The organism is Hymenobacter sp. BRD128, from assembly GCF_013256625.1.
Lineage (GTDB): Bacteria > Bacteroidota > Bacteroidia > Cytophagales > Hymenobacteraceae > Hymenobacter.
The window spans coordinates 1836632-1854989 of sequence record NZ_CP053908.1 but is presented as its reverse complement, the minus strand read 5'-3'; the positions used below and the strand labels follow the sequence as shown (position 1 = coordinate 1854989).

Genomic DNA, 18358 nt, shown 5'->3' with positions numbered 1-18358 from the left:
AAGGGCAGAAAATGCTAGCCGCAGTTTACGCCGCCCCAAACTCCAGCACGAAGGCCGTCCCCCTGCCCACTTCCGACTCGGCCCACAGGCGGGCCTTGTGGAAGCTGGCGATGGTTTGGGCGATGGGCAGGCCTAGCCCGTAGCCCTCGGGGGCGCTGGGGCCGGTGGCGTGAAAGCGCCGGAAGCGGTCGAAGAGCAGCGGCAGGTTTTCGGCCGCGATGCCGGGGCCCTGGTCCTCGACGCGCAGCTGGTAGCCGCCGCTCGGGGTGGAGCGGCCCAGCACCTTTATCTGCCCGCCCTCGTGGTTGTACTTGATGGCGTTGCTGAGCAGGTTGCGCAGCAGCGTGTGCAGCAGCGTAGCGTTGGCGCGGGGCACCACGTGGTCGGGCTGGAGGTCGATGCGCAGGCTGATTTCGCGCTGCTGGCGGCGGTCGTCGAGCTCCTCGACTACGTCGTGCACGGTGTCGGTGAGGCTCACGCTGGCGTCGCGCAGGTACTGCTCGTTTTCGATGTTGGCAATGAGCAGCAGCGTGCGCACCGTGTTGCGCAGGCGGTAGAGCGTGCGCTGGCTTTCCACTATCTGCCGGCCGTGGGCCTCGGGCAGGGTAGGGTCTTGCAGCATATTCTCGAAGCGCGACTGCAGAATGCTGGTAGGCGTGAGCAACTCGTGGCTCACGTTGCTCATAAACTCGCGCTCCTTCTCAAACGAGGCCTGCAGCTGCCGCATCAGGGCCGAGAGCGAGTCGTCGAGCCGCCGGAAGTCGGTCGTATCGGTATCGAGCCGCTGAAACGAAAACTCGCCTGGCTGCCGGATGCCCCGCAGCTTGCGCGAAATCAGCTCGCGCAGCGGCCCCAGCAGGTAGTGCGCAAAGGCCGCATCGGTAAACACCGTGATGGCCGCGCCCGCCACCAGCACCCACAGCGCCAGCCGGCGCAGCGTATCGGTGAGCAGCTCCACCGTAGCCAGCGACGAGCCGATTTCGAGGCGGTAGCGCCGGGGCTCGGCACCATTGGCCGAGCGCGCCGGGGCACTGGCCGGGCTTAGGGTGCCGAGCGGGGCCACGTAGCTCAGGATGCGGAAGTCCTCAATTACTTTATCTACCTGTCGGTGCTCCTCAAAAATGCGCTCGGTGGGCGGCCCCATCGGGCCGCTAGGGTAGGCAGGCAGCGGCGTAATGGTAATGTATTCCTGCTTGAGAATATTATAGTCGGCGTAGCTCTCCTCGTGCTCGGCCCGCAAAAAGGCGGCTAGCCCGTCGCGCTCAATGAGGTGCAGCAGTTCCTTTTTCTTTTCGAGCAGGCGCTGGTCGGTGTGGGCCACTGCCACGCGCTGCACGATGGGCGGAATCAAGAGCGCCCCCAGCAGCACCAGCAGCAGCTTCGAGAGGCCGTTGAAGAGGCCGAGCTTGGTTTCTAATCGCATATAACAAGCGCTAAGCGCGCCCACAAAGAAAGAACGTCAGGCTGCGCGTGGCGAACATCTCTACCAAACGACACCCTCGCGGCGCGGCAGAGATGCTTCGCCAAGCGCAGCCTGACGTTCTGGTTTATTTTGCTGAGCAGCAGGCTAGCCAATAACCTGCTTACACTGCCCGGTAGCCAATGCCGCGCACCGTTTCGATAAAGTCGGGCGAGCCAAACTGGGCCAGCTTCTTGCGCACGTTCTTGATGTGCACGTCGATGTAGTTCGAGTCCGAGTCATCTTCCAGCACATTGCCCCACAGGTGCTCGCCGAGCTGCAGGCGCGTGAGCACGCGGCCCCGGTGCAAGAGCAAATAATGCAGCAGGTCAAACTCCTTCTTGGTGAGCGGCACCTCGGGGCCGGGCGTGTCGGGGGTGCTGCCGTAGCGCACGGTGCGGGCCGTCACATCCAGCACGAAGCCGTCGCCGAAGGTGATTTCGGGGCGCTTCAGGCCAAACTTGCGGCGCGTGATGGCCTGCATCCGGCTCGTCAGCTCCAGCAGCGAGAAGGGCTTGGGCAGGTAATCGTCGGCGCCCAGGTCGAGGCCCTTGATACGGTCGTCGAGGGCGCCGCGCGCCGTGAGGATAATAAACGAAGCCTCCTGTTTTTCGCTCTGGCGGGAGTCGCGCAGCAGGTCGAGGCCATCGCCGCCGGGCAGGCCCAGGTCGAGCAGCACGAAGTCGTAGGAGTTCACAAACAGCTTTTCCGATGCCTCGGCGTAGGTGTAGGCCGAGTCGACCAGGTACTGGGCCTGCGTCAGGAACTGGCGCACCTCCTGGTGGAGGCTTTTCTCATCTTCAACGAGCAGAACGTGCATGGAGCGGGGAGGAGTGAAGGAGGAATGATGGTGCAACATTCGGCTACAGGCCGTTAAATGAAGATGAATATTTGCTGTTTATTTGATGAAGATGCAGCACTAGCCGCCTAGCGCCGCTAAGTAGAGCGGTTTGTGAGGCGCATTATAGGAGTAGCTGAGTAGCGCTAGCTACAAAAACTCTGGCCAAGCCCGTTTTTTTAATTGTTTTTTAGCCAGCGGCGGGGCCAGGGGCGCCGGGCCGCCTGCGAGTATTTCCTTCAGAAATTGCACAATTATAGTATGTGTGGTAAGTGTAAAGCTGGCGCATTTTGGCCGTTGCCAAGGCTATTGAGCGCCTTTTTCGGGCTTGCTAACTACTCGCTAAAGTTGGATATTTGAAAAACGCTAAGCCGTGGCTAGCCCTCAGGACCGCGGCTAGTATTTTATTTTCCCACCCATCCTTTTCCACCTCCTTATGATGAAAGGTACGCTTACCTCCCTTTTGGGCGGGGCGGCGCTGCTGCTACTCGGCGCGCCCCGCATTACCCAGGCCCAAACTTACCAGCTGGTTTGGTCCGATGAGTTTACGAATGGTATCGGCCCAAACTGGCAGTTTGAAACCGGTAACAATAACGGCTGGGGCAACAACGAGAAAGAGTATTACCAGGCCGCCAATGCCACCGTAGCCAATGGGGTGCTGCAGATTACGGCCAAAAAAGAGAGCGTGGGCGGCTTCGGCTACACCTCGGCCCGCATGAAGACCCAAAACCTGAAGGACTTCAAGTTCGGTCGTATCGAGGCCCGCATCAAGCTGCCGCTGGGCCAGGGGCTGTGGCCGGGCTTTTGGATGATGGGCAGCAACATCAGCTCGGTGGGTTGGCCGCAGTGCGGGGAAATCGACATTATGGAGCACATCAACGCCGATAACACCATTTACGGCACCGCGCACTGGTACAGCGGTGGCCACGCGCAGTATGGCAAAACCATGACTACCACGGCCGGCGACTGGCATGTGTACAGCGTAGAGTGGACGCCCACGGCCATCAACTGGTTTGTGGATGGCGTTCAGTACTGCGCTTTTAATATCACGAATGGAACCGGCAATACCCAGGCTTTTCAAAACCCCTTCTTTATTTTGCTGAACCTGGCCGTGGGGGGCAACCTGCCCGGCCAGGCCATCGATGATACCAAGCTGCCCGCCACTATGTACGTGGACTACGTGCGGGTATCACAATTGGTGACTACTACTACCGGCACAACCCGGACACTGCAGGCCGAAGCGGCCAACGTGAACAGTGGCATGGTGGCCGAGCCCTGCTCCGACATCGGGGGCGGCCAGGATATGGGCCACATAGCTGCGGGCAACTATCTCGTATTCAATAATATTAACTTTCCGGTTACCGGTGCCTACACCCTTAGCTACCGCGTGGCTAGCCCCAACGGCGGTACCGTGTCGTCTGATTTGAACGCCGGCGCGATTCAGCTCGGCAATACCGCCATTCCGGCTACTGGCGGCTGGCAAACCTGGACCACCGTGAGCAAAACCGTGAACATCAACGCGGGCACCTACAACTTGGGCGTGTATGCCCAAACGGCCGGCTGGAACATCAACTGGCTAAGCATTACTAACCCGGCCGGGGCGCGCATGGCGTTCCCGGCCGGCCCGGCGGCTAGCCCCCGGCACCGGGCCTGTACCCCAATCCCGTGGCGGGCCGCGACTTCCTGCGCACCGAGCCCGAGGTAGTGGGCCACACCTACCAGGTGCTCGATGCGCTGGGCCGCGTGGCTGGCCAGGGCACCGTGGGTGCCGATGGGCTCGACGTGTCGGCGCTGCGCGCCGGCCAGTACACGCTGCTGCTGACCTCGCCCACCCAGGAGCGCAGCAGCCGCCACTTTACCAAGCAGTAGCGGCCTGGTATTGCTGCTAAAAAGCGGGCTGCCTAGTGGGTGGCCCGCTTTTTTGGCGGCTACCTTTGGCCGGCTTGCACCTACAGCAAGTGCCTTATTACGTATGCTGAAAGCTGGCCTGTACTCCATTTGCGGCTACCTACTGCTAAGCCTTATCGTATTGCCGGCTGCCGCCAAGCCGCCCGTCACCACTATTTACCTCGTGCGCCACGCCGAGAAGGACCTTACGCCCGGCCTCACCGACCCACCCCTCGCGCCCGCCGGCGAGGCCCGTGCCCGGCTGCTGGCCCAGCGGCTGCGCCGTTATCACCCGGCGGCCCTCTTCACCACCACCGATACGCGCCGCACCCGCGCCACCCTGGCCCCGCTGGCTCAGGCCACCGGCCTCACGCCCGAGGTGTACCGCGCCCAGGAGCCGGCCGCGCTGGCTAGCCACCTCCGCCAGGATTATGCGGGTAAAACGGTGGTCGTGGTGGGCCACTCCAACACGCTGCTGCCGCTGCTGTCGGCACTGGGCGTGGCGCCCCTGCCCGGCGAAATCCGCGATGAGGAATACAATTATCTCTTCAAAGTGACGCTGCGCGAAGGCCAGCCCGCCAAGCTGATAATGAGCCGCTACGGCGCCGCGCCCCGGGCCGTGAGCGCGGGCACCGAGAAGTAAAGCGGCGAATGTTTCCGGTAGGTTTGTTGAAAAGAAGTCATGCGTAAGTTGTCGCGAGCGGGGTGGATAATTAGCGGGCTGGCGCTAATAGCTGGCTGCCAGCCTGATACTAAATCGACCGAGAAAGCCCAGCTGGCGGCGTTGCCCGTGCGGGCCACCTCAGCCGCTAGCTCATCGCCTGCTGCCCTAGCCGCGCCTTACACGGGCTACCACCGCTACCAGGGCACCGTGGGCGGCCAGCTCGTAACGGTGGAGCTGACTTTTAAGCCCGCCCACGACCACGAACCAGCAGCTTGCCAGGGCTCTTATTACTACGGCTACGGCAAAGGAGGCACCTTGGCGCTGGAAAGCAATGCGGCTTATCAGCCCGGCCGGCCGCTAGCCCTCACCGAGCCGAGCGATACCGAAAAGCGGACCATTACCGGCCAGTGGCAGGCTAGCCAGCCTGCGGGCGCCATGCTCAGCGGAACCTGGGCCAGCCCCGGGGGCCGGCTCCGGCCCTTTGTGCTGCGCGAAGAATACCAGGATGCCCGGCACCATCAGCTAGCCGTGCGCTACGAGATTCTGACGGAGGGTGCTGAGGGCCCGCTGCCGCAGCCAAAAGACGGAGCGGCCGCTAATAGTAATTATTCTGCCACCGCTACCCTAGAGCGCGGCTACCTGCATCTGCTCGGGCCCGACACGCTGCGCCCGGCCCTGCGCCAGTTGCAATGCCCTGGCCCGGCCCGCCGCCGCGCCGAGAGGCAGGCTTACCTGCGCGATAACCCCGTGCAGGAGGAAACGGAAGGCATCACCGACGTTACGTTCAACGACTATGGCCTGCTCTCGGTCAGCACGTTTCAGACTTGGTATTCGGGCGGTACCCACCTTGGGCACAGCGCAGGCAATGCCATCTATGACCTGGCAACCGGGGCGCCGGTAGAGTTAGCCCAACTGCTGTGGCCCAGCGCTGAAGCACAGTTTCGCGCGCTGGTAATCCGGCATTTTCAGGCCGACGCGGATAGCCTGCCCGAAGACTGGCTCGACGCCGACCAGCCCGCCGTAGCGGGCCACGTAGGGCTGGAGTTGAACAACATTCTGCTCACTTTTGAAGAGAGTGACTTGACTAACAAGGTGGTAGGGGGCGTGAAAATCTATATTCCTTATGCAGAAGTAGTGCCCCTGTTGCGCCCCGGCACGCCGCTAGCCCGGATGTTGCGCGAGCGCGGCCTTTGGCGCCCGGGTAATAAATAGTAGGAATAAAAGCCGCTAGCCTGGTACTTTTGGCCAAACACGCTTTTTCTGCTGCTTTCCCTATGCGTTCATTTTCCTCGCTGCTCCTGGCGGGCCTGCTGGCTGCCAGCGTAACTACCGCCCAGGCCCAAACCACTTCTGCCAAAGCCGATTCTCTCACCATTCGCAAGATTTACGACGAGGCGCTGCTGCGCGGCCAGAGCTACGACAACCTGCGCTACCTCTGCCAGAAAATCGGCGCCCGCCTCTCGGGCTCGCCCCAGGCCGCGCTGGCCGTGCAATGGGGCAAGCTGACGATGGAAAAAGCCAACTGCTTCGACAAAGTCTACTTGCAGGAATGTATGGTGCCGCACTGGGTGCGCGGCGCTAAGGAAAAAGGACAAATTATTGGTAATAAGGGTAAAAGCATCTCGGTGGCCGTGTGTGCGCTGGGTGGCTCGGTCGCCACGCCCGGCAATAAACCCCTGCGCGCCGGGGTAGTTGAGGTCAAGAGCCTGGCCGAGCTAAAAGCCTTACCCGACGACGCGGTGCGCGGCAAGTTTATTTTCTTCAACCGGCCCTTCGACGACCGCCTCATTGAGCCCGGCGCGGCCTACGGCGGCGCCGGCGACCAGCGTCGCTCGGGCCCCGCCGAGGCCGGCCGGCGCGGCGCGGTAGGCGCCTTGGTGCGCTCGCTCACCGCTGCCCGCGACAACAACCCCCACACCGGCGCCACCAACTACGGCGACACGCCCACCAAAGTGCCCGGCGCCGCCCTCAGCACCCAGGCCGCCGACCAGCTCAGCCAGTTGCTGGCCGCCGACCCCAAGCTAGAGTTTGAGCTGGAAATGAGCTGCTTGCAACTGCCCGATGAGAAAAGCTACAACGTGGTGGGCGAAGTTCGGGGCTCGAAATATCCCGAGCAGGTTATCACCGTGGGCGGCCATCTCGACTCGTGGGACCTGGCCCAGGGGGCCCACGACGACGGTACCGGCGTAGTGCAAAGCATTGAGGCCCTGCGCCTGCTCAAGGCCGCCGGGCTGCGCCCCGAGCGTACCGTGCGCGCCGTGCTCTTCATGAACGAGGAAAACGGCACCCGCGGCGGCGATAAGTATGCTGAGCTCGCCAAGCAAAACCACGAAACCCACCTGGCGGCCATCGAGAGCGACGGCGGCGGCTTTACCCCGCGCGGCTTTAACGTGGAAGCTACGCCCGCTGTATTTCAGAAAGTGGCGGCCTGGAAGCCGCTGCTGGCCCCTTACTTATCCGGCCAGCTCACCCCCGGCCACGCCGGCACCGACATCGAGCCGCTGACCGCCGCTGTGCACCCGGTGGCCCTTTTCGGCTACGACTGCGACTCGCAACGCTACTTCGACCTGCACCACTCGGTGCTCGACACCTTCGAGCAGGTAAACCGCCGCGAGCTGGAACTGGGCGGCGCCAGCATGGCCGCGCTCATCTACCTGCTGGGCAAGTATGGGCTGTAGCAGGGGCTAGCGACGCCACGATTGGCTGCATCCTACCTAATACTGATAGTCCTCAAAATAGGCCGCCGGGCTGAGCTTAGCGAAACACTTTACCACGCGGCTAGGGTCGCGCGGTAGAGATGCTTCGACCAGCTTAGCCCGGCGGCCTTCTTCGTCAGCGCTTGGCAAACCTTACAGCGACTTGCGGCGCTGCTCCCGGCTGCGTTGCTCATCCAGCAGCTTGAGCAGCACACCATTGGTCCAGCCGAAACCGTCTTGCAGTGGGTATTCGCCGCCGCCGGCGGTGCGGCTCAAGTCTTCCACGTTGTATTTTTCCAGCAGCCGGCCGGTGCGGCCGAAAACCCGCACGTTGAGGGTCGTCCAGCGGTGGGCGATGGTGTCGGCCAGGGCGGGCAGCTGGTAGCGGCGCAGGCCGGCCACCGTGAGGTATTGCAGGGGCGCCCAGCCGTTGGGCGCATCCCACTGCTGGTGGCTGGCATTGGTGGTAGTGAGCACGCCGCCGGGGCGCAAAAACTCGCTTTGGAGGCGGCTAGCCACGGCGCGGGCCTGGGCCGGTGTGGCCACGCCGTAGGTAAGCGGAAAAACCCCGGCCAGGGTACGTATGCTAGCCAGCTTCTTTTGGGGTAAGTCATAATCGACAAAAAAGCCGGCCTGCGCATCCCAGCAGTAGCGCTGGATGGCAGTGGCGCGGGCCAGCGCCTTCTGGCGATACTGGCTGGCCTCGGCGGGCTGGCCGGCGGCGCGGCTGGCGCGGGCCAGGGTTTGCTCCAGCACCAGCAGCAGGCAGTTGAGGTCAACCGGCACTAAGTCAGTAGTATGAATGGAGCTGAGCTGCCCAGCGGGCCCAAACCAGCGGGTGCTGAAATCCCAGCCCGAGGCGGCGGCGGCGCGCACATTATGGAAGAATTGGGCGGGCGGCTGCTTGCTGAGCTTGGCGGCTTCCACGTCTTCGCGGTACGACTCCTCGCGGGGCTGGTCGCTCTCGTCCCAGTAGCGGTTCAGGCGCTCGCCGCCGGGCAGGCGCACGGCGCGGCGGTCGGCCTGGCCGGGCTTGAGCTGGTCGGCGCCGGCCATCCAGTAGGCATATTCGCGGGCCAGCGCGGGGCGGTAGCGGGTCAGCACGGCCGTCGAGTCGGGGCCGGTGGCGAGCAGGCCGACCATCTGGGCAAAGAAGGGCGGCTGCGAGCGGGTAAGGTAGTAGGTACGGTTGCCGTTGGGAATAAAGCCCAGCTTGTCAATCAGGTAGGCAAAATTGTCAACCATGTCACGCACCTGGGTCAGCCGGCCCGCCTCGCGCAGCCCGAGCATCGTAAAGTACGAGTCCCAGTAGTACACCTCCCGGAAGCGCCCGCCCGGCACCACGTAGGAGTGCGGCAGCGGCAGCAGCGACGAGTAGGGCGGCGCGGTGGCCTGGGCTGGCCGCCGCAGCACCGTCCAGAGCGTGTCGAGGTGCGCCCGGATGCCGGCCTGGATATTGCTGCGATACTGCGCCGTGTCGGTGGTGGGTAGGTAGAAGTAACGCTTGGCAAACGCCTTCAGGTCGAAGCCCGGCTGGCCTTTTTCCTTGGCGTAGGCGGCCAGTACGGCGGCCGGCGCGGCGGTGGGCAGCATATCCACGAAGGTTTTGCCATCGGGATACACCCGGCCCAGCTGAACGGCTTCGAATAAGCCGGGATACAGCCGGCGCGGCGTGGGCTGGGCGGCCGGCTGGGCTAGGGCCGGGCCGGCCAGCAGCAGAAGCGCGGCGGCCCACAGGTTTTTGGTATGCATAAGGAAGATGTAATAAGCAGCGTAAAAAGTAACCGGCAGGCTAGCCGCTAAGCTCAAAAAAAGAGCAGCGGCCGGCTACTGCCAACCGCTGCTGCTTTCGGGCCTAGCGCTTACCTGTTAATACCCAGGGTTCTGAGTAAGGTTGGGATTCACGGCCAGTTGCTGGTTCGGAATCGGGAAAATCAGGTATTTGGGGTCTGAACTCGTGGGGCCTTGCTCAATAGGGCCCAAGAACTTACCGAAGCGTACCATATCCTGGCGGCGCCACAGCTCCAGGTACAGCTCACGGCCGCGCTCGTCGTAGATGTCGGTGAGGCTCACGCTGGCAAGCGCGCTGGCCGCACGGGTAGGATGCGTGCGGACGGAATTAACCAGCGCCAGCGGCGTGCTGCCGTAGGAGCCGGCCGTGGTGCCCGTAGCCCCGCGCATAATGGCCTCAGCCTTCATTAGAATAACGTCGGGCAGGCGGAAGTGCACCATATCGTTATCGATAGTACCTGCGCCGTTGTTAGTGAAGTCGGGAGGATACTTCATAGGGCGGATGCCGGTTACCTCAAGGTTGGCACCGGTTTCTATGATATTTACCGAGGCGGTGAAGGAAAGCGGATTCCCTAGGCGGTCGGTTAGGGCTGCACCAGTCAGCAGGCTATACTGCTGCCCGATGAGGTAACCCACGTTGACGTGCTGGCCAGGGTTAGCAGGACCGTTTGTGTACGAGTATACCTGCCCCCGACGCAGGTCTGATGCCTCGTATTTATTGTAGAAGCTAGGCAAGGCGCAGGGGCCGTTATAGCCACTGGGGTTCATGTTGTAGTGCGAGATAAAGCGCCACAAATCATACTGCGCCCCGCTGCTGACGCCCCCGATATTGAGCTCGGTGAAAATATTTTCCGTACCAATATTGGTGTTATCGGGCGCGAAATTGTCGAAGTAGTTCTTCGCGAACGTATAGCGCCCGCTGCTGATAATCTGGTCGGCTAGGGTCACGACCATGTTCATATCGGCCGCAGCAAAGGTCGGCGTCTGCCGGTTGGAGTAAACCCCCCGGTTGAGGTAGCACTTCATGAGTAGGCAACGGGCTGCATCCTTGGTAGCCCGGCTAGCGGGCGCATCGGGCAGGTTGGGCAGCGCGGCGGTTACTTCCGCAATGATATAGTCGAGCGCGGCCGAGCCTTTACGTACTTGGGCGTTGGTCGATACCAGCTCACCCGGCTCCCGGTACGGCACCTGGTCGTAGAGGTCAAGCGTCCAGTACATGGCAAAAGCACGTAGGAAGCGCGCTTGCGCCTGCTGGGTCGCCGTAGCGGCAAACTTAGTTTGCAGCATATCGGTGGCCGCAAACACGATACCACCCAGATTGGCGTAGGCGTCGCGCACCTGGCTGTGGTTGGCGTCCCAGGTATGCTGGTGCAGCTGCCGCCACACCCCGTTATCGTCCCAGTCGCCGGCGCGGGTCGGCATCAGGCGCTCGTCGGTAGTTACCTCCGAAAGGGCAAACACTTGCGTAGCGCCCTGAAAAGGGGAGCGCATTGAGTTGTAAACGCCGTCGAGTAGCGACGAAGCGTTGCCGGTAGCCGCCTGGTCGGAGGTGGCGGTACCCTGCAGGTCTTCGTTAATCTTGCAGCTATTGGCCAACTGCAGCATAGCTAGCAGGGCGGCTGCACTTAGGGTCTTTTTCATATCTAGATAAAAGCTTGGGTGGGATTACAGCGAGAAGTTGAAGCCGAACGTGAACGTGCGGGCCGAGGGATAACCCGTGTAGTCGATGCCAGCCGAGGGCACCACGCCGTTAGCCTTGTTGGTGTTCACTTCGGGGTCGAAACCACGATAGTGAGTGAAAAGTAATAAGTTCTGCCCGATGGCGTACACATTCAGGCCTTTGAATACCCCGGCCACATCGCCCACAGAGTAGGAGAGCGTCAGGTTGGAGAGCTTCAGGTAGTTGCCGCTTTCTAAGTAGCGGGTCGAGGGCGTTACGGCGTTGGAGAGCGATTCTTTTACGCCCGACTGGTACTCGGCTAGCGAAATGTTCTTGCCGGCCCGAATCTGGCTCACGTTCAATACGCTATTGAAGGTGTTGTTGTAGAGTACGTTGCCAAATGCCCCCGTGAAATTAGCCGTGAGCGAAAGCTTGGCAAAGCGCAGCGTCGTGTTGAGGCCTAGCAGGGTGGTGGGATTGGGGTTGCCGGCGTATTGACGGGCGCCAAAGTCATTGTAGAGGCCCGTAGTTGGGTTGATACCGTTGTAGACAGGCAGCTGGAAGCCGTTGATGGGCTGGCCGTTCTGGATGGTTTCGGAAAGTACCCCCGACAAGCCCTGCCCGTTTAGCGTACCGGTTTGAATGATGAGAGCTTCGGGCAGATTGCTTACCGAGTTGCGCACGAAGGTGGTATTACCACCAATGGTGAAGCCAAACTTCGGTGTGTCGAAAATAGTGGCGTTGGCGATAAGCTCAACGCCTTTGTTCACAACTTGCCCAGGGTTCAGGTTAAACCAGATAACGCTGCCGCCCGGTGCCGATGGGTAGCCCGGGTTACGGGGAAACAGCAGGTCGGTGGTACGCTTGTAGAAGTAGTCGGCCGTTATGGTCAGGCGGTTGTTGAACAGCGCGAGGTCCGTGCCAATATCAAATTGCTCGTCCGACTGCCATTTCAGGTCAGGGTTGGCGTTGGTAATCTGCGCTAGGCCCCCGTTGTTATTCTGGAACGTGTACTGCGACTGTGCTGAGCCGGCCGGGAATTCCTGGTTGCCGGTGCGGCCGTAGCCGGCACGCAGCTTCATCTGGTTGATGGCCGACACCTTGAAGAATTCTTCCTGGCTGATATCCCAGGCCGCCGACACCGATGGGAAGTAGCCGTAGCGGTGATTGGAGCCAAACTTCGTGGAGCCGTCCGAGCGTAACGTAGCCGTCAGCAGGTAGCGGTCCTTGTAGTTCAAAATAACCCGACCAAAGTATGACTGAAGCTCCGAAATGGGGTCAACAGTCGAGGAGACAGAGCGGCCCGAGGGGTTGGAGTACTGGATGTAGTTGGTGTAGTCGAGCCCGTAAGTACCGAAGCCAATGGGGGCCCCCGTTACCGTGTTCACCGGCCCGCGGCCGCTGAGCGAAGTAGTAGTATTATTAAACCGCTGGTACTCGTAGCCTAGCAGGGCATTGAGGTTGAAGCTGCTGCCCAGCTTTTTGTTGAAGTTCAGCGTGTGGGTCATTTGCTGCGTCAGCAGCTCGGCCGTATTGATTTGCGCGTAGCCCACCTGCTGATAATCAGAGATGTTGAGGCGCTGGTCGATGCTGGTGCGGCGCTGGCCCGTACTGTAGGTGCCTGCCACCAAGGCGCGGTACTCCAGCCAGTCGTTGAATTTGTAATAGGGCGAGAGCGATACCTGCGCCGTGGTGGTGCGGGCGCGGTCGTGGTAGTAGGCTAGCATGGCCACCGGGTTGATGGTGCTGCTGCCCAGGCGCGCTATCGGCAGGCCGTTGGCGCTGTAGAGCGAGTCGGTGGGGTTCCAAGCCAGCGCCTGGCCGATTACCGTACCCCGGTAGTCACCGTTATTGGTAATGGGGGCCAACTGCTCATTGGACTGCGTTACTTTTAAGTTAGCATCGAGGCCTAGTCGCTTGCTTTCCAAGAATTTGAAATTGCCTGCAAACGCGCCGCTGTATTTCTCAATACCCGAGTTTTTGATGATACCCTTTTGGTTGAGGTAGCCTAGCGACACGCGGTAGCGGTTGTATTCGGTGCCGCCGCTGGCTGCTAGGTTGTAGTTCTGGAGCGGGCCATTTTGCAGAATAGCGCCGAACGGGTCATTGTTCTGGCCCTTGTCGTTGGTGGCCGGGGCGCCGTAGTAGGTCAGCGCCTGTCGGTACTGGTCGGCATTCAGCACATCGATGCGGCGCAAAATGCGCGAGAAGCCGGCTGCCGCGCCAAAGTCAATGCGGGTTTCGCCCGCCTTGCCCCGCTTGGTGGTGATAATTACTACGCCGTAGGCTGCACGCGAACCGTAAATAGCGGTGGCCGAAGCATCTTTCAAGATGTCGATGCTTTCAATATCGGCCGGATTGAGGAAGTTGAGCGGGTTGCTAGCTGGGCTATCGCCGAAAGCAGTAGAAGAGCCAGGCGTGGCCGAGCGGCCATCGAGCGGCACGCCATCTACCACGTACAGCGGCTGGCCAGTGCCCGTCACGGCCGAGTTGCCTCGGATGCGGATGGTGCTGGCGCCGCCGGGCTGCCCGCTATTCTGCGTCACCTGCACGCCCGAGGCGCGGCCCTGAATCAACTGGTCGGGCGAGGTGAAGGTACCCTTATTGAAATCTTTCGGATTTAGGGCACTCACTGCCCCGGTCAGGTCACTTTTCTTGACCGTGCCGTAGCCAACTACCACCACGTCGCTCAGTGCCTGGGCGTCGTCTTTTAGCGCAATGGTTACCGTATTGCGGCCCGTAATATCGACCGTTTGCTTGGCGTAGCCCACAAACGAGACCGTGAGGGAGGTAGCCGTGGCCGGCACCTGCAGCCGGAAGCTACCGTCGGCCCCGGTGCTTGCCCCCACGGACGTGCCCGTCACGAGCACCGTCACGCCGGGCAGGCCGGTGCCAGTATTATCCGTCACCTTGCCCGATACCTCGCGCGCGGTTTGGGCATAGCCGGCTAGGGGTACAAACAGAGCCAGCAGCAGCGTCTTGCCGCTGAGCGCCGACCGGGCCGCCGGCTGCTCGTAGGCTTGGTGAGTTGAGTAACAGGTGTTACGCATGAGTGAAAAGGGTTAAAGTGGGAAATGCTGAAAACACCCAGCCCCTGGCCGCCTACCGCAATCGATTCCGGAAAAAGGCTGTAAAAGGCGCAGCGGCTGAGTGAAACCTGGGAAAAAAGTTGGTAGAAAATAAGGAACTGACCTTCAAAGACTAGCGTAGGTGATACACCACCGCTTGCCAGGGCTGAAGCGCCAGGGCCGGCCCGCTAGGGGCCGCCGGATAATTATTGAGCCAGGGAGTACCGCTAGGGGTGAGGCCGGCCGGCAAGGGCCAGCGCTGCGGCGCCGACGAGAAGTTGAGCACCACCAGTGCCTTTTCAGACCCTAGCGTGCGGGTGTAGGCGTAGATGTGCGGGTTGGCTGCGTCGAGCAGTTGGTAGTGACCATATACCAGCACCTTATGCTGCTTGCGCACGGCAATGGCCCGCCGGAAGTGGTTGAGCACCGAGGTCGAGTCCTTGTCCTCACTAGCCTCGTTGACGGTCACGTAGTTAGGATTGACCTTAATCCAGGGCGTGCCGGTAGTGAAGCCCGCATTGGCCGAGGCGTTCCACTGGAAGGGCGTGCGGCTGTTGTCGCGCGAGAAGCGGGCTAGCGAGTGGAAAAAAGCGGCCTCGTTGCCGCGCTGCTCCTGCAGCAGCGCGTAGGCATTGCGGGCAGCCACGTCGCGGTATTCGGCAATGCCGTTGAAGGGACTATTGGTCATGCCCAGCTCGTCGCCGTTGTAGCAATAGGGCGTGCCGCGCATTGTTAAGATAAACGTATTCAGTAGCTTGGCCGAAGGCGCGCGGAAGGCGGGCCGGTCGTCGCCAAACTTGCTCACCATGCGCGGCTGGTCGTGGTTACCGAGGTCGATGGCCTGCCAGCCTTTCAGAGCAAAAGCGCTGTCCCACTTCGTAAACACCCGCTTGAGGGCGGTGAGCTTGTAGGTGTCGGCACCGCTGCCCACACCCACGCCCTCAAAGTGATAGGTCATGTCGAGCTCCTTGCGGGCGGGGTCCACAAAGAGCATGGCCTCGGTGGGATTGCGGCCGGCGCCCTCGGCCACGGTCATCAGGTTGTAGTGGCTGAGCACCTGCTGGTTAATCTCCTTGAGGTAGTCGTGCAGGTGCGGGCCGTGGTTGTAGGCGTTGGTATAGTTGGCCTGCGTAAGGCCCGGCATGGGCGGAAACGTCGGGTCTTTGGCCACAAACTGGAAGGCATCCATGCGGAAGCCGTCGATGCCCTTATCGGCCCAGAAGCGCATGATGTTGTACACTTCCTGGCGCAGCTTGGGGTTGTTCCAGTTCAGGTCGGGCTGCTTTTTCGAGAAGTAATGCAAGTAGTAGCTCTTGGTGGGCGCATCGTACTGCCAGGCGTTATTCTTCACGTCGAAGGTGCTGAAGCGCGCCGGCGGCGTGCCTTTTTCGGCCGGCCACCAGTAGTAGTAGTCGCGGTAGGGGCTGGTGCGCGAGGCGCGGGCCGAGGTAAACCAGGCGTGCTCGTCCGAGCTGTGGTTCACTACCAGGTCCATCACCAGCTTGATGCCGCGGGCGTGCATTCCTTTGAGCAGCGCGTCGAAGTCGGCCATCGTGCCAAACTCCGGCATTATCTGCCGGTAGTCGCTGATATCGTAGCCGTTGTCATCGTTGGGCGAGGCGTAAATCGGGTTCAGCCAGACCGTGCCCACCCCGAGGCTTTTCAAATAATCGAGTCGGGAGATGATACCCTTAAGGTCGCCCACGCCGTCGCCGTTGCTATCCTGAAAGCTGCGCGGATAAAGCTGATAAACAACCGTTTCCTTCCACCAGCCGGCGGGCTTGTCGAGGCTGGCGGCCGGGCTAGCCTGGGCGGTTGTCGTGGTAGTTGCCGTTTCGGTTTTGGCAGACTGGTTGCACGCCGAAGCCGCGCCCACCAGCACCACCACCGCCAGCCGGAGCTTAGCCGAGTAAGAAACAGGTAAAAAGGGAAAGAGCATAATTCGTTAAAAAGCGGCAAGTCAAGCGATAGAAGCGGCTAGCGACAACACATCGGCCTCGGAGATGGCGGGCGTGGCGCCTTGGTAGGAGGCCACCAGTGAGCCCGCCGCGCAGGCAAAGGCTAGCGCCTCGGCCGGCGGCTGGCCGGCTAACCAGCCCTTCAGCAGCGCGGCCAGAAAAGCATCGCCGCTGCCAATGGTGTCCTGCACCTGTACCGGGATGCCGGGGCTGCGGAAGAGCTGCTGGTCGGTCCAGAGCACGGCCCCGTCGGCCCCTTTGGTCACGCACACGGCTTGCAGCTGAAAGCGGTCGGCGAGCCAGTGCAGGGCGGTTTCTTCGTCGGGGCTAGCCCCAAACCAACCCATGATTTCGGCCAGCTCGTGGTGGTTAAGCTTCACCAGATTGGCCTGCCGCAGTAGGTAGGTCACCACGTTGCGTGAGTAGTGCGGGGCGCGCAGATTGACGTCAAATACCTTAAAAGCAGCGCGTTGGAGCAGGCGATAAAGTGTTTCGCGGGTGGCCCCGCTGCGGGCAGCCAGGCTGCCAAATACGAACGCCTCGGCGCTCTCGACCAATGGGCCCAGCGCGTCTTCGTACTGAATATAGTCCCAGGCCACGGGCTGCACTATCTTATAAGTCACTTCGTGGCTGTCGCTCACGTTGGCTTTTACCACGCCCGTCAGGTGGGTTTCGCCGCGCTGGATGTAGCGGGTGCTCAGGCCCTTGCTTTGCACGAAGGCGAGCAGCTCGGTGCCCAGGTCGTCGTGGCCCACGCGGCTGATGAGCAGCGCCTCACGCCCAAAATTGCGCAGGTGCACGGCCACGTTGAGCGGGGCGCCGCCGGGCTGCTTGCCCGTGGGCAGCACGTCCCACAGCATTTCTCCAAAGCAGGTGATAGCCATACGAGCGAAGAGTAAAGTTTAGTCAACGAGCAGTTTTAAAGTGAAATACCCCTAGCAGATGACCTAGTGCATGACCAGCGTTTTGGCTACGCCTTCGAGGCTGGTACCCTTGGTTTCGGGCATGAAGCGCAGCACGAACACGAGCTGCAGGACCATCATGCCGCAGAAAAAGGCGAACGTGTTGCCGCCGCCCAGGCGCTCGGCGAAGTAGGGAAAGGTGAAGGCGATGACCGTCGCCATCACCCAGTGCGTGCTGGAGCCCAGCGCCTGGCCCTTGGCCCGCACGGCATTCGGGAAAATCTCGGAGATAAATACCCAGATAACCGCGCCCTGCGAAAAGGCGAAAAAGGCGATGTAGGCAAAGAGTAAGCCTGGCACCAGCAACCCGCCAAAGAGTTGGAAGCGTTGGGTATAGAAGGCCATCGCCACCAGTCCCAGCGTGGCAATGAGCCCTAGCGAGCCGACCAGCATGAGCGAGCGCCGCCCAAACCGGTCAATGACATTAACGCCCAGTAGTGTGAAGCAGAAGTTGACTAGCCCGATGCCCGCCGATGAGAGTAGTGCCGCGCCCTGGCCCAGCCCCGTCATCTCAAAAATGCGCGGTGCGTAGTAGATAATAGCGTTGATACCAGACACTTGGTTGAAGAATGCGAAAGCCATTGCCAGCAGCACCGGCGTGCGGTATTGCCGCGCCCACAGCGACTCGCTTTCCTGCCCGGCCGCCGCCTGCGCGGTCAGAATGGCGGCCGTGTCGGCCTCCACCGTGCTAGGGCTAATGAGGCGCAGCACGTCTTTGCCCTCGGCGAGGCGGCCGTGCAGCAGCAGCCAGCGCGGGCTTTCGGGCACCCGAAACAGGAAGAGCAAAAAGGCCAGGGCCGGCACTGCCTGCACGCCCAGCATGAGCCGCCATGAGTGCTCACCCACGTTAGCCAGCAGGTAGTTGGAAAGATAAGCGGCCAGAATGCCGAACACGATGTTGAACTGAAACAGTCCCACGAGCTTACCGCGCGAATCGGCCGGCGAAATCTCGGAGATGTAGAGCGGCGCCGTGACCGACGAGGCGCCCACGCCTAGCCCGCCCAAAAAGCGAAAGACCATAAACGGCACCCAGGCCGGGGCTAGGGCCGCGCCTACGGCCGATACCAGGTAGAGCACCGCAATCCACCGCAGCGTCTGGCGGCGGCCCAGCCGGTCGCTCGGAATGCCACCAAACATAGCCCCCAGTACCGTGCCGATAAGGGCAATGGAAATGGTGAAGCCGTGCTGCACCGCGCTCAGCTGCCACAACTGCTGAATAGCTTTCTCGGCCCCCGAGATAACGGCCGTGTCGAAGCCGAACAGGAAGCCGCCCAGCGCCGTGACAATAGACCAAAAAAGAACGTTGCGTTGCACCATGACCAGAACCGTTTGGACAAAAGTCCAGGCTAAGGGGGCGCTAGGCATTCACGAGCAT

At 61.5% G+C, this 18358-nt stretch carries 13 protein-coding genes; 5 read left to right on the top strand and 8 right to left on the bottom strand.

Annotated elements, in window-relative coordinates; genetic code table 11:
• Positions 1-25: 25 nt before the first annotated feature.
• Both GKZ68_RS08135 and GKZ68_RS08130 read right to left on the bottom strand, forming a co-directional pair.
• Positions 26-1423, bottom strand: coding sequence for a sensor histidine kinase KdpD (locus tag GKZ68_RS08135; protein ID WP_173113048.1), 1398 nt, complete (start codon positions 1421-1423; stop codon positions 26-28).
• A 160-nt stretch (positions 1424-1583) separates the two neighbouring features.
• Positions 1584-2279 carry a response regulator transcription factor gene (locus GKZ68_RS08130; protein ID WP_173113045.1) on the bottom strand — a complete coding sequence of 232 codons (696 nt, stop codon included), beginning with the start codon at positions 2277-2279 and terminating at the stop codon, positions 1584-1586.
• 454 nt (positions 2280-2733) lie between these two features.
• Between GKZ68_RS08130 and GKZ68_RS08125 the strand changes: the two genes are divergently transcribed.
• The 5 genes from GKZ68_RS08125 to GKZ68_RS08105 all read left to right on the top strand — a co-directional run bounded on the left by GKZ68_RS08125 (position 2734) and on the right by GKZ68_RS08105 (position 7526).
• A complete protein-coding gene (locus GKZ68_RS08125; protein ID WP_173113042.1) occupies positions 2734-4002 on the top strand; it encodes a family 16 glycosylhydrolase in 1269 nt (422 codons plus the stop codon).
• Entirely contained in the window at positions 3963-4166 is a 204-nt protein-coding gene (locus GKZ68_RS08120; protein ID WP_173113039.1) for a hypothetical protein, read from the top strand. Before GKZ68_RS08125 ends, GKZ68_RS08120 begins: the two co-directional genes overlap by 40 nt.
• 103 nt (positions 4167-4269) lie before the next feature.
• The gene (locus GKZ68_RS08115) at positions 4270-4827 is read left to right on the top strand and encodes a histidine phosphatase family protein (protein WP_173113036.1); all 558 of its coding nucleotides are present in this window, start codon (positions 4270-4272) and stop codon (positions 4825-4827) included.
• A gap of 39 nt (positions 4828-4866) precedes the next feature.
• Positions 4867-6060 carry a hypothetical protein gene (locus tag GKZ68_RS08110; protein WP_173113034.1) on the top strand — a complete coding sequence of 398 codons (1194 nt, stop codon included), beginning with the start codon at positions 4867-4869 and terminating at the stop codon, positions 6058-6060.
• A gap of 62 nt (positions 6061-6122) precedes the next feature.
• Positions 6123-7526 carry a M20/M25/M40 family metallo-hydrolase gene (locus GKZ68_RS08105; RefSeq protein WP_173113031.1) on the top strand — a complete coding sequence of 468 codons (1404 nt, stop codon included), beginning with the start codon at positions 6123-6125 and terminating at the stop codon, positions 7524-7526.
• 171 nt (positions 7527-7697) lie between these two features.
• Here GKZ68_RS08105 and treA read toward each other — a convergent pair whose 3' ends face one another.
• From treA to GKZ68_RS08075, 6 genes are all read right to left on the bottom strand, one after another.
• Positions 7698-9296, bottom strand: coding sequence for an alpha,alpha-trehalase TreA (gene treA, locus GKZ68_RS08100; protein ID WP_173113028.1), 1599 nt, complete (start codon positions 9294-9296; stop codon positions 7698-7700).
• Between the two features lie 117 nt (positions 9297-9413).
• Positions 9414-10976 (bottom strand): RagB/SusD family nutrient uptake outer membrane protein, encoded by a 1563-nt coding sequence (locus GKZ68_RS08095; RefSeq protein WP_173113024.1) that lies wholly within the window; start codon positions 10974-10976, stop codon positions 9414-9416.
• A 24-nt stretch (positions 10977-11000) separates the two neighbouring features.
• Positions 11001-14045: a SusC/RagA family TonB-linked outer membrane protein gene (locus GKZ68_RS08090; protein WP_173113020.1), complete on the bottom strand. Its 3045-nt coding sequence runs from the start codon at positions 14043-14045 to the stop codon at positions 11001-11003.
• A 151-nt stretch (positions 14046-14196) separates the two neighbouring features.
• Positions 14197-16002, bottom strand: coding sequence for an alpha-glucosidase (locus GKZ68_RS08085; RefSeq protein WP_173113017.1), 1806 nt, complete (start codon positions 16000-16002; stop codon positions 14197-14199).
• A 21-nt stretch (positions 16003-16023) separates the two neighbouring features.
• On the bottom strand, positions 16024-16905 hold the full coding sequence (locus tag GKZ68_RS08080) for a carbohydrate kinase (RefSeq protein WP_254244213.1): 882 nt from the start codon (positions 16903-16905) through the stop codon (positions 16024-16026).
• Between the two features lie 63 nt (positions 16906-16968).
• Complete coding sequence (locus GKZ68_RS08075) at positions 16969-18300, bottom strand: sugar porter family MFS transporter (RefSeq protein WP_173113014.1); 1332 nt, start codon at positions 18298-18300, stop codon at positions 16969-16971.
• Positions 18301-18358 lie beyond the last annotated feature (58 nt).